The sequence below is a fragment of the Paenibacillus sp. genome, from assembly GCF_035645235.1.
GTDB lineage: Bacteria > Bacillota > Bacilli > Paenibacillales > YIM-B00363 > Paenibacillus_AE.
In genome coordinates this window covers 1-12018 of sequence record NZ_DASQMZ010000021.1, presented here as the reverse complement: position 1 = coordinate 12018, position 12018 = coordinate 1, and the positions used below count along the sequence as shown (strand labels likewise).

At 62.8% G+C, this 12018-nt stretch carries 13 protein-coding genes and 2 pseudogenes; 6 read left to right on the top strand and 9 right to left on the bottom strand.

What is annotated here, in order from left to right; all coding sequences use genetic code 11:
- The 4 genes and pseudogenes from larB to VEZ38_RS01950 form a co-directional block, all read left to right on the top strand.
- A partial coding sequence (larB, locus tag VEZ38_RS01965) for a nickel pincer cofactor biosynthesis protein LarB (protein WP_324891433.1) occupies positions 1-623 on the top strand: 623 nt, incomplete at its 5' end.
- Between the two features lie 11 nt (positions 624-634).
- Positions 635-1654, top strand: coding sequence for a LarC family nickel insertion protein (locus tag VEZ38_RS01960; protein WP_324891431.1), 1020 nt, complete (start codon positions 635-637; stop codon positions 1652-1654).
- Positions 1655-1814: 160 nt separating this feature from the next.
- Positions 1815-3143: pseudogene (locus tag VEZ38_RS01955) on the top strand (vWA domain-containing protein); the annotation flags it as partial.
- 68 nt (positions 3144-3211) lie between these two features.
- A complete protein-coding gene (locus VEZ38_RS01950) occupies positions 3212-3424 on the top strand; it encodes a YfbK domain-containing protein (protein WP_324891435.1) in 213 nt (70 codons plus the stop codon).
- A gap of 98 nt (positions 3425-3522) precedes the next feature.
- Here the strand turns inward: VEZ38_RS01950 and larC are convergent, their stop codons facing one another.
- A complete protein-coding gene (gene larC / locus VEZ38_RS01945) occupies positions 3523-4083 on the bottom strand; it encodes a nickel insertion protein (RefSeq protein ID WP_324891429.1) in 561 nt (186 codons plus the stop codon).
- Positions 4084-4127: 44 nt separating this feature from the next.
- Between larC and VEZ38_RS01940 the strand changes: the two genes are divergently transcribed.
- Positions 4128-5201, top strand: coding sequence for a M23 family metallopeptidase (locus VEZ38_RS01940; RefSeq protein WP_324891427.1), 1074 nt, complete (start codon positions 4128-4130; stop codon positions 5199-5201).
- An 11-nt stretch (positions 5202-5212) separates the two neighbouring features.
- Here VEZ38_RS01940 and yunB read toward each other — a convergent pair whose 3' ends face one another.
- The 5 genes from yunB to VEZ38_RS01915 form a co-directional block, all read right to left on the bottom strand.
- The gene (yunB, locus tag VEZ38_RS01935) at positions 5213-5986 is read right to left on the bottom strand and encodes a sporulation protein YunB (RefSeq protein WP_324891425.1); all 774 of its coding nucleotides are present in this window, start codon (positions 5984-5986) and stop codon (positions 5213-5215) included.
- A gap of 128 nt (positions 5987-6114) precedes the next feature.
- Positions 6115-6702 carry a TetR/AcrR family transcriptional regulator gene (locus VEZ38_RS01930; RefSeq protein ID WP_324891423.1) on the bottom strand — a complete coding sequence of 196 codons (588 nt, stop codon included), beginning with the start codon at positions 6700-6702 and terminating at the stop codon, positions 6115-6117.
- A 1-nt stretch (position 6703) separates the two neighbouring features.
- Positions 6704-7426: an MBL fold metallo-hydrolase gene (locus tag VEZ38_RS01925; protein WP_324891421.1), complete on the bottom strand. Its 723-nt coding sequence runs from the start codon at positions 7424-7426 to the stop codon at positions 6704-6706.
- A 174-nt stretch (positions 7427-7600) separates the two neighbouring features.
- Positions 7601-7753 (bottom strand): hypothetical protein, encoded by a 153-nt coding sequence (locus VEZ38_RS01920; RefSeq protein WP_324891419.1) that lies wholly within the window; start codon positions 7751-7753, stop codon positions 7601-7603.
- 38 nt (positions 7754-7791) lie between these two features.
- Entirely contained in the window at positions 7792-8634 is an 843-nt protein-coding gene (locus tag VEZ38_RS01915) for an RNA methyltransferase (RefSeq protein ID WP_324891417.1), read from the bottom strand.
- A 164-nt stretch (positions 8635-8798) separates the two neighbouring features.
- Here VEZ38_RS01915 and sspI point away from each other — a divergent pair, with 164 nt between their 5' ends.
- A complete protein-coding gene (gene sspI / locus VEZ38_RS01910) occupies positions 8799-9008 on the top strand; it encodes a small acid-soluble spore protein SspI (RefSeq protein WP_324891415.1) in 210 nt (69 codons plus the stop codon).
- 125 nt (positions 9009-9133) lie between these two features.
- On the opposite strand, the gene VEZ38_RS01905 is transcribed toward sspI, so the two are convergent.
- The 3 genes and pseudogenes from VEZ38_RS01905 to VEZ38_RS01895 form a co-directional block, all read right to left on the bottom strand.
- On the bottom strand, positions 9134-9571 hold the full coding sequence (locus VEZ38_RS01905; RefSeq protein WP_324891413.1) for a LytTR family transcriptional regulator DNA-binding domain-containing protein: 438 nt from the start codon (positions 9569-9571) through the stop codon (positions 9134-9136).
- A gap of 182 nt (positions 9572-9753) precedes the next feature.
- Entirely contained in the window at positions 9754-11337 is a 1584-nt protein-coding gene (locus tag VEZ38_RS01900) for a peptide chain release factor 3 (protein WP_324891411.1), read from the bottom strand.
- Positions 11338-11394: 57 nt separating this feature from the next.
- Positions 11395-12018 (bottom strand): annotated as a pseudogene (locus VEZ38_RS01895) (glucose-6-phosphate dehydrogenase); the annotation flags it as partial.

Below are 12018 nucleotides of genomic sequence, written 5' to 3'. Positions count from 1 at the left end.
GCACGGGCTTTCCCGAGGTCGTCTTCGGCGAAGGCAAGACGGCGGAGCAGATCGCCGCAATTATGGCCCGGCTCGCGGAGCATGCCGACCGGGTGCTCGCGACGCGGGTTTCGCCCGAGAAGGCGGCGTTCGTCGCGGACGAGTTGCCCGGCGTCACGTACCATGAGGCGGCGCGGGCGCTGACGTGGTTCAAGAAGCCGATTCTTCGCATGCGGGACGGCTACGTCGCCGTCGTCTGCGCCGGCACGTCGGATTTGCCCGTCGCCGAGGAAGCCGCGGTCACGCTCGAGACGATGGGCTCGCATGTCGAACGCGTCTACGACGTCGGCGTCGCCGGCATCCACCGCTTGTTCGCGCGGCTCGATACGATTCGCGGCGCCGCGGTCATCGTCGTCGTCGCCGGCATGGAGGGCGCGCTCGCCAGCGTCGTCGGAGGGCTTGTCGACAAGCCGATCCTCGCCGTGCCGACAAGCATCGGGTACGGCGCCAACTTCGGGGGCTTGTCCGCGCTGCTCACGATGCTGAACTCGTGCGCGCCCGGCGTCTCCGTCGTCAACATCGACAACGGGTTCGGAGCCGGCTACAACGCCGGCATCATTCACGCGCACATCGCGAAGAGGTAGGGACGGTTTCGATGCGAATTTTATATTTCGATTGCTTCTCCGGCTTATCCGGCGACATGACCTTGGCGTCGCTCGTCGATCTCGGCGCCGACCGGGATTATATCGAGCGGGAGCTTCGCAAGCTCGACGTAGGCGGTTATACGCTCTCGTGGCGTCGCGTCGTCAAGAAGGGCATCTCCGCGCTCAAGGCGGACGTGCTGCTCGAGAACGACGCGCCCCCGGTGCGTCGGCCGTTGAAAGTGCTGCAGCAAGCGCATGAACACGCGCACGGCCATGACCACAGTCATGACCACCACAATCATGATCACAGCCATAGTCACGACCATCATCACGACCATGGCCATCATCATGAACATAACCATCACCATCACCATGGTCACGATCACGGCCACTCGCACGATCACGGCCACTCGCACGATCACGGCCACCATCACCGCGGATACGCGGACATCGTGAGGCTCATCGAGAACGCGGGCCTCAGCGAACGCGCGACCGAGCTGAGCCTCGCCATCTTCGCCAAGATCGGGGCGGCCGAGGCGAAAATCCACGGCATTCCGGTGGAGACCGTGCATTTCCACGAAGTGGGCGCCGTCGATTCGATCGTCGATATCGTGGGCGTCGCGCTCGCGATCGACCATCTGAATCCGGATCGCATTCTCTCGTCTCCGGTGCCGCTCGGCGCCGGCTCGATCCGCATCGATCACGGGTTATACCCCGTTCCGGCGCCCGCCACGCTCGAGATGATGCGGGGCCTCCCGATCGCGCCTTCGACGCACCGGCTCGAGCTGACGACGCCGACCGGCGCCGCCATCGTCGCGGCGCTCGTCGACGAGTTCAGCCAGAGCCTCCCGCCGATGATCGTCGAATCGGTCGGCTACGGCGCCGGCACGCGCGAGCTGCCGAACCAGCCCAACGTGCTGCGCACCGTACTCGGCTTCGCCGAGAAGCGGCTGAACGTGTGGCCGTCCGCGCAGCATGCCGAAGCGCATGCGCACGGCGGCGAGCACGAACGCCACCACCGCGGGCAATAAACGAGACGCCTTCCCTGTATTCAGGGGAGGCGTTTTTTCGTGTGCGGCTGCAGGGTCTTTTTCGAAATATGGCTCTCTCCCCGGCAACCTTCCGCCCCGGCACATCGTCTATGGATTTGGAACCGATTTACAGATCCGATAGAGACTAGGGGGATGAAAAATGCCAATGATCAGACGCATGCTGAGCACCTCTGTCGCCTTCGCCGCCGTCGGCCTTGCGCTCGCCGGCTGCATGGCTTCCACGGCGGAACGCAGCACCGGGAACGATTCGGCCGCGACCGCGGAGAGCCCTGCTCCTGCCGCAACCAAGGAAGCTTCCGAAGCGCCTGCGGCGGAAACCTCTGCGCGGGACGCCTCGAAAGCAAAGCGCGATGAGCAGCCTTCTCTCCATGCCGAGCCGTTGCCTCCGCCCCGCCCCGCTCCGACGTACGGACAGCCTCGCGACGACATGTTTTTCGATCATGCCGGCACGAACCCGTTCGTCGCGGTGGAGGACGATCCGCTGTCTACGTTCGCCATCGACGTCGACACCGGCTCTTACACCGTCGTCCGCAATTATATCGCGCAAGGTACGCTTCCGCCCGAGGACGCGGTTCGCGTCGAGGAATTCGTCAACTACTTCGAGCCCGATTATCCCGCGCCTGCGGAGGAAACGTTCTCCATACACGTCGACGGGGGACCGTCCCCGTTCGGCGAGGGCTATGAGCTCCTTCGGATCGGCCTGAAGGCGAAGGAAATCGCAGAGGAGGAACGCAAGCCCGCCAATCTGACCTTCGTCATCGACGTCTCCGGCTCGATGAATCGGGACAACCGGCTCGGCTTGGTGAAACAAAGCTTGCATCTACTGGTCGACAGCCTGCAGCCGAGCGATCAGCTTGCGATCGTCGCCTACGGCTCGGAGGCGAGCGTCGTGCTGCGCCCCACGTCGCTCGAGGAAGAGGAAACCATCAAGGAAGCGATCGACGGCCTCTCGCCGGGCGGCTCGACGAACGCGGAGGAAGGTTTGCGGCTCGGATATAAGCTCGCCGAGCGCCAATACGACGAGGGAGCGATCAACCGCGTAATTTTATGCTCCGACGGCGTCGCGAACGTCGGGGAGACGAGCGCCGAAGGCATCCTCGAGACGATCGAGAAGTATGCCGACGAGCGAATCACTTTGACGACCGTAGGCTTCGGCATGGGGAACTACAACGATACGATGATGGAGCAGCTGGCGAACCAAGGGGACGGCGTATACGCTTATGTCGATTCGTTCACCGAAGCACGGCGGCTGTTCGTGGAGCAGCTCGGCGGCACGCTGCAGACGGTCGCGCGCGACGCGAAAATTCAAATCGAGTTCGACCCCGAGGCGGTCGACCGCTATCGACTGCTCGGCTACGAAAACCGGGATTTGCGCGACGAGGAATTTCGCGACGACGGCGCGGACGCCGGCGAGGTCGGCGCGGGCCATACGGTCACAGCGCTCTACGAGGTGAAGCTGACGAAGCCGGAACGCCGCGACAGCATCGGCACGGCGCGGGTCCGGTATGTGGAGGAAGAGACGAAGGCCGTGCGGGAGTGGACCGTCCCGCTTCAATCAAACGGCGGCTGTCCGACGAGCTGCGTTTCCTTGCGGCCGTCGCCGAATATGCCGAAATTCTCCGCGGCAGCTATTGGGCGAAGGAAAGCTCGATCGACGACGTGCTTGCGTTGGCCGTTCCGAGCGCGTCCGGCGAACGCGGGCAGCAGTTCGTCACGATGGTCAAGGATACCGCAGCGTTGCTTCGATAAGCCGAAGAGGACGTCCGTCCCGCCGGAAATCGACGAAGGCCGCCTCCGCGTCTAACCGACGCGGGGCGGCCTTCGTTACGGTTTGCGAACCGGCCGGCTCATCGACCGCCGCCCTCCGCGCCGCCGTGCGCCAAATACGCGCGGCGCACCTCGTCGTACACCGCCTTCAGCGGCACGCCCTCGCGCTCCGCGATCGCGGCGCACTCCCGATATTCGGGAGCGTATTGCACCTCCTCGCCGTTCGCGACCCCGATCTTGACGGCAGCCGGTCCCCACTTCGTCTGCACCTGCACCATGCGCCGGCCGAGCCGGTGCACCTCCGCCGCGATGCGCCGGATGCCGAGCGTCGTCGTCTCCCGAAATACGATGCGCTCGAGCGGCTCGACCCGTTCCCGGGACGCCAGCACGTTCAGCATCACGCCCGGACGTCCCCGCTTCATGACGATCGGGATCCAGAACACGTCGTTCGCGCCGGCGGCGAACAGCGCATCGGATACATAGCTCGTCCACTCCGGGTTCATATCGTCCAAGTTCGCCTGCAGCAACACCATTCCTTCGTCTACGTGCTCTGCGCCGTGAGCCCCTTCGAACAAAACGTTCCGCCCCTTTTTTACGTAAGACCGTAATTTTTTTGAAAACTTGCACACATTAAAAATCATAACCCGCATCCGCGGAACATGGCAACGTCAACGGAGGGAAATCGATGGCTCTCGCAAACAAATTCGCGCTGCTCGGACTGGCCGCTGCCGTAGCCTTCGGCGCGGCTGCGCCCCGGGCGTCCGCGGCCCCGGCGCCCGAAGACCGGCCCGCGGCGTACCGATCGGAGGCCGAATCGGCGAAGGCGGCGCGCCAATCGATGCTGGATACGTTCACGGAACGCAAGGCGTTGTTCGACGCCGTCGCCGCCGTAACGGGCATCCCCTGGTTCCACCTCGCCGCCGTAGACCAATACGAACGGACGCTCAGCCTCGCGCATCCGAAGACGCGGCCGCTGCGCGACGGGCTCGTCGCCGTACACGTATCCGAGCATCAATGGGCGGGCTTCCTCAATCCGAACCCGCTCGACACGAACCCGAGATCGATCGCGTTGTTCGACGGCTTCGGCCGCGACGGCGACGGCGACGGGAAAGCCGACCGAAACAACGACCTCGACCTGCTGTGCAGCATGGCCGAATTTCTGCTGCGGCGGGGCACTTCGCCGGACGACCTCGAAATCGCGGTCTGGGATTATTATCAGAACGACCGAAGCGTCAAGCGCATCCGGCAGTTCGCTCACATCTACCGCACGTTCGGCACGCTCGATCTGCACCGCCACGACTTTATTCTGCCGCTCGGCGGCGACTACTCGTATCGGAGCACCTGGGGCGCGGCGCGAAGCTACGGCGGATATCGGATCCACGAAGGCACCGATCTATTCGCCCATTACGGCATGCCGGTACGAAGCGCCGCGTACGGCATCATCGAAGTGATGGGCTGGAACCGGTACGGCGGCTGGCGAGTCGGCATTCGCGACCTCAACAACGTGTACCATTATTACGCGCATCTGTCGGGGTTCAACAAGAAGCTGAAGACGGGGGACGTTGTGCAGCCCGGGGACGTCGTCGGCTGGGTCGGCAGCTCCGGATACGGAAAGCCCGGCACGCAGGGCAAATTTCCTCCGCACCTGCATTACGGGCTGTATCGGGACAACGGTTTGACGGAATGGTCGTTCGACCCGTACCCGTATTTGCGAAAGTGGGAACGAGAAGAGCGGAACCGCAAGCGAGCGAAGCGATAACGCCCGCGCCGTTAAGGCGTCCCCGAGACCGGGGACGCCTCTTCGCGCGCGGCGCCGTTCGCGCCCGATGGCAAGGCGACCGACGGCGGCAGCATGATGCTGCCGGAGCCCGGAGCGTCCCCCATCGGGTTGCCGTTCGCGTCGAAGTAATACATCGGCACTTCGCCCTTCACAAGAATATAAGAGATCGGAATTTCGGTCGTCACGACCTCCGGCTCGGTGGCGAACGGGATATAAATCATGACCTCCGCCGTAATGCGCACGAAGACGGTCAACAGCAGCATATTGATGCCGGCGTCCTCCTGCCGGGTGCCGACGTCGACCTGAGGCGCGCCCGCGGACTCGAAGCGAAGCGGCACCGACGGCCCGAACGACGACAAAATCGCGCTGTCGAACGCCTGCCCGATCGGAATGCGCTCCTCGAGATGAATGTTCGCGTCCAACGCTTCGTTGACGATGTTCACGATTTCCGACGAAATTTTCATATGCTCCCCGTATTTCAGCGCCAACCCGGTAATGTCGCCTTGCTGGTTCGTCCATCGTTCCACGAGCTCCTCGATTTCCGCGCTGCTCGCCACCTGGCTCGAAATCGCTTGATTGATCGCGTCCGTCGCGATTTGCTTCACCCGTATGCGAGCGACGTCCATCAGCGGTTCCTTCAGGTTATGCTCTAGAAACAAGAACGTCTGCAGCGTCAGCACCAGCGTCACGATCATCGTAATCAGGAAGATCGATTTCATGCTGATCGGCTTCTTGGGCTGCGCTCGGAATCGGCTGCTTGGCAAGGGCGCTCCCCCTTTCGCTTCCCTTCGGCGGTGCCGTCCTTGTCATATATATGAGCCATGCCCCGGAAAAAGAAGCCCGCCCGCCGCAGCCCGCCGGACGCCGCCATGCCGCCGCCGCGCCCGAACGTTTACGGCGCCTCTTCGCCTGCGGCGCCCGTCGCGCGAATGCCCGCGAGGAACGTGCTCAGCACCGTCCGAAGGCTCTCGTCAAGGTCGAGCGGAAGGCCGAAGCCGCCCGCCTGCTCGATCGAGGCGAAGCCGTGCAGCAAGCTGCGCAGCCCGCGGATCAGGTGCAGCGTCTCTTCCTCGCCTCGCCCATACGAACGCATGACGCGGACGCAAACCTCGACGACGGCGCCCGACGCGGCGGCCAAATCCGCGTCGGAGGCGGGCGGCGTCCGAAACACCGCTTCGTAGAGGCCCGGGCGGGCGCGAACGAAGCCGACGTACGCCTCCCCCAGCGCGAAGACGGCATCGTCGCCGGAGCGGCCGACGGCCGCCGAGGTCAGCCGCTCATTGAGCTGGGCAAGCCCCTCCAGCGCCAGCCTCCGGCGCAGCGCGGGAAGGCCGTCGACGTGGTTGTATAAGGAAGGCGGACGAATGCGAAGACGCTCGGCGAGCGCGCCGAGCGACACCTGGTCGAGACCGCGCTCGTCGGCCAGCTCGGCGGCGGCCCGTACGATCGCGCCGGTATCCAAACCTGCCCTCGGGGACATGTTACGCGCCCTCTTTCCGGGCGAGCCTCGCGCTCGCCTCCCGAATCGCCCGGTCGATCGCCTCCGAAGGCGCGGGCAGCAAGCTGCCGTGTCCGACCACCAGCAGCGTCGGCCGCAGCGCCGCAAGCTTGCGCGCGCTGGCGAGCGCCGTCGACGCATGCCAGGTGGCAAGCGCCGGGAACGGGAACCATGGCACGAGGGTGCCCGACACCGCGACGCGGCCGCGCGTCTGGAAGGCGTCGCCGGCGATCAACGCGCCGTCGCGTTCGTCGAAGAACGCCATCGAGCCGGGGGTATGCCCCGGCGCCGCGACCGCGCGCAACGAGCCGATGCGGTCCCCCTCATGAAGCGGGCGGTCGGGGCGGGCGGTCAGCTTCTTCGGCACGCCCCCCTTAATCGGCGCGTTCGGCTCCCCGGGCTGCAGTCCGAGGTCGCCGTCGAACAGCTTGGCGTCCCGTACGGAGCAGTACACCGGCACGTCAGGCAATGCCCGCTTCAAACCGTCCAACGCGCCGACATGATCCTCGTGCGCATGCGTCAGGACGATGCGCGCGATCGGTTTGCCGATCGTCGCCGCGGCTTGCAGGATGCCGCGCGCGGCGACCGGCAGCGCCGCGTCGACGAGCGTCAGCGAATCGTCCTCCTCGACAAGATAACAGTTGACCGGAAACCATCCCGGGAAGAGCGTGAGTTGGTACAAACCTCCCCGCTTTGTCGTTTTCATGTTCATGTTCATCCGCCCTTTTTGCTATTATTGATAGTATTTTAACTAATTTCATTAGTTTTTGCAAGCGCCTGATCTCTGTCTCAACAGCCCCTCGGGAATGCAACAACGGCGGCACGACATCGCGTCGCCCCGCCGTTTGCTTTTCCGGCGACGGATTCGACGCCGCTGGCCTTACCGGGCGGCGCGCGCCGGCGCCGGAACGCCGAGTCCCGGCGCGCCGAGCGCGGAGGTTTTCGCCTCCGGCGCGTACCGCTGCAGCGGCTGCAAGCCGAGATGCACCCGGCGCACCCGTTCCGGCGTCTCGACATACAAGTCCAGCGGCATGTCGACGGCCGCGCGGATCGACGCCAGCTTCGGCAGCGTCAGCGCCGTCGGCAGGTTGTAGGTGTCCCCCCCGAGCTCGCTTCATACTCCCGCTGCCTTAACGCCTCGAACAGCAGCACCGTCGCCGCCATCGCGACGTTGAGCGATTCCGCTTTCCCCCGCATCGGGATAATGACCGACTCGTCGGCGAGCGCCTCCAGCGCCGGGGAGACGCCGGCGCCCTCGTTGCCGAGCAGAAAACAAACCGAGCCGCCGAGCGGGGCTTCGTAGCAGGAACGCGTCGCGCCGAGCGACGTCGCGACGACGCGGACGCCGAGCGCCCGAGCGCGCGGCAGCGCCTCGGCCAGATCGCACGGAACGATCGGCAGATGAAACAACGAGCCCATCGTCGCGCGAATCGTCTTCGGGTTGTATACATCCACGGTGCCCGCCCCGAGCAGGATGCCCACGGCGCCCGCGGCGTCCGCGCTGCGGATCACCGTTCCGAGGTTGCCGGGATCTTGAATGCCGTCGATCGCGACGAGCGCGCCGACGGGCGGATGTTGCAGCAGCTCGTCGAGTCCGGCCGACCGCTTGCGGACGACCGCCGCGACGCCTTGCGGCGAACGCGTTTCGGTTATTTTCTCCATCACCTGCTCCGACACCGGCATCCAGCGCCCGGCGTCCCGGCCCGCGAGCCTCGCGGCCTCCTCGGCCGCCGCCGTCCCCGGGACATAAATGACCGTATCGACGGCAAAGCCGCTTCGGAGCGCCTCCGTCACCAGATGAGCGCCTTCGACGAGGAACGCGTCGGCGGCGTCCCGGCCCTTCTTCGTCAGCAGCGCCGACCAGGCTTTTACTTGCGGATTTTGCAGCGACCGAATCGGTTCCGCTTCGCGCATGTCGCTCGCCCCTTCCCACGTTGTTTTCCGGAATGATCAGCACCCTCATTGTAAAACAAAGCGGGCTCAAGTTGCGAGCCTGCCCGCCGGTCGGTCGCATGAATCTCCGTCCGCCCGCGCATACTATCCCCAGACAATCGGAATCGTACAGCGGAGGTATCGAGATGATTTTAAGTTTGCGCCAAGCGATTTATAAAAAGATGGAGCCGAAGTCCGTCGAGGACTTGTCCGCGACGATCGCGGATGCGATCGAGGGCGACGAGCGGGCGCTGCCCGGCTTAGGCGTGCTGTTCGAGGTGCTTTGGAAGAACAGCGACAAGGAGTCGCAAGACAAGATGGTCGAATCGATCCGAGCGCATCTTCCCCAGCAATGACGCCCGACTCGTTCGCGCCGTCGCTCGGGCGGTCTCTCCTCGGGCGGCCGCGACGCGGACGACTTCCTTACGCATAACAAGAAAAACAGCACCGGAACATCCGGTGCCGTTCTGCTTGTCCCCGATCAATACCCCGCGGCTTCGATCCGCTCGGCGATGCGCTGCTTCAGTTCGTTAAACTTAATGCGCTTCAAAATTTCGCGAATGTGGGAAGCGGCCGAGTGAAGCATCTCCCGCCGAATCAACTTTTGCTTAATAAGAGCGACCGTAGCGTATTTGCTGTGATGCGTGACAGGCTCTTGGAAGTATACCTTGCCTTGCGTATCGTCGAAAGAGACGACGCGATTCAAATTTACCAAGTTCGTCTTATCCAACATGTCGAATCCTTGCTGCCCCAGATGCTCTTCCAATTCCGACAACGTCGAAATATGGCGATATTTCTCTTGGTCGATGTGGTAGACGATCTTCCGTCCTTCGATTTCCATATAGTCCACGTCGAGCAGACTGATGCAGGCAAGTTCGGTAGAACCGTCGGGGCGCAACTTCAGCACTGTCATCATCATCATTAATCACTCATTTCATTCGCTTTGTCAAAAGTCCTATGACTGGAGTATACCATAAAGTTCCATAGTATGGAAATAGCACATTCAGGAAAAAGACTCTCAATTTCGAGCTTTTTTTTGCGAAAAAAGTAGGAAACTGTTCCTACTTTTCAGTCATCGGCACCCTACCGATTTCCTACAATTTAAGGAGCAGTTTCCAAAAAGGTTAATTTCTCGTTCCGTTCCACCGCGGTTCGCATCGCATATTCGCTCTCGAACAGCGCAACGTAATTGTCGTTCTTGTCGCGGCACAACGTCGAGTTCACTCGAAATTTGGAAGGATCGATCCCTTCGCCCACGACCCAGCGGGCGAATTGATACGGCTGGCGCTGCAGCTGTACGTCGACGCCGTACTCGTGTTTCATCCGATATTCGAACACCTCGAATTGAAGCTGTCCGACGACGCCGAGAATCGTATCCTCGAAGCCGATCGTGCGGAACACTTGAATCGTGCCCTCTTCGGTCAGCTGGTCGATTCCCTTCTGATACTGCTTATGCTTCAACGCGTTCTTCACGACCACTTTCGAGAACATCTCCGGCGAAAACACCGGCAATTCGTTGAACGTGATGTCCGCCTTCTCCGCGAGCGTATCGCCGATGCGAAAGATGCCCGGGTCGAACAAGCCGATGATGTCGCCCGGATACGCGTCCTCGACGATGTCGCGATCCTGCGCGAGGAACTGCTGCGGCTGCGACAACTTGATCTCCTTGCCGACGCGGACGTGCTTTACGGACATCCCCCGCTCGAACTTACCGGAGACGATGCGCAGGAAGGCGATCCGGTCCCGGTGAGCCGGGTTCATGTTCGCTTGAATTTTGAAAATGTACCCCGAAAACTTCGGCTCCTCCGGCGTAACGACCCCCGTCTCGCTCTTTCGCGGAGCCGGAGGCGGCGCCAGCTTCAAGAAGTTGTCGAGGAACGTCTGCACGCCGAAGTTGTTGATCGCGCTGCCGAAGAAGACGGGCGTCAGCTCGCCGCGCGACACCTTGTCCATGTCGAACGGATCCCCCGCCACCTCGAGCAGCTCGAGCTCCTCGCGGAGCTGCTTATACAGATGTTCGCCGGCTACCTTTTCCACTAAGGGATCTTTATAGCTCTCTACGTCTTGGACGTGAATCGTCGAATGATCGTCGCCCTGGAACAACTCGATGCGCGATTGACGGCGGTCGAACACGCCCTTCAGCCCTCTGCCTTGGCCGATCGGCCAATTCATCGGGTACGAACGGATTCCGAGCACTTCCTCGAGCTCCTCCATCAGGTCGAACGGATCGCGCCCTTCGCGATCCATCTTGTTGATGAACGTAAAGATCGGGATGCCGCGCATGCGGCACACCTGGAACAGCTTTTTCGTTTGCGCCTCGACGCCCTTGGCGGAGTCGATCAGCATGACCGCGCTGTCCGCGGCGGTAAGCGTGCGGTACGTGTCTTCGCTGAAATCCTGGTGCCCCGGGGTGTCGAGAATGTTGATCCGGCGTCCGGCATAATCGAACTGCATGACGCTGGACGTTACCGAGATGCCGCGCTGTTTCTCGATCTCCATCCAGTCGGACGTTGCGAACTTGGCCGCCTTCCGCCCCTTGACGGTACCGGCGAGCCGAATCGCGCCGCCGAACAGGAGCAGCTTCTCGGTGAGCGTCGTCTTGCCCGCGTCCGGGTGGGAGATGATGGCGAACGTACGCCGCTTCTCGACCTCTTGTTGAATATGGTTCGCTGTCGGATTGCTCATGTGCCTCGTGATTCCTTCCCGCTTGTTATGGTCCGGCTCCCGCCGGACGCGGCTCCGTTAATTCGTTGCCGGCACGTCGGTGCAGAGACGGATCGCCTGGTCCTCGTCGCGCTGCCCGTTGACGGGCCACCAGCGGTGACCGTCCCGCTCGAGCAGCCGAGCGGCCGCTTCCGGGCCCCACGTGCCGGCCGGATACGTCTGCAGATCGTCGGTTAATTCGTTCCATGCCGTCGCGATTCTGTCGACGAACCGCCATTGCGCCGCCACTTCGTCCCAGCGCGTGAAATAGGTGGAATCGCCGCGCACCGCGTCGTAGATCAGCCGTTCGTAAGCCTCCGGCGTATTGATGCCGACGCCTCTCGAGTGGCAAAAATCCATCGCCACCGGCACGATGCGCTCCTCCGAGCCCGGCGCCTTGGCGTTGAATTTAATGTATACGCCTTCCATCGGGTTGACCCGGAAGACGAGCAAGTTCGTCTGCAGCGTATGCTTGCTGGCGAGATAGACGTTTTCCGGTACGTTCTTGAATTCGACGACGACCTCCGTCGCCTTCGCAGGCAGCCGCTTGCCGGTCCGAACGTAAAACGGCACGCCCGCCCAACGGAAGTTGTCGACATAAATTTTCGCGGCGAAATACGTCTCGGTCTTCGAGCCGGCCGGCACCTTCTCCTCTTCGAGATA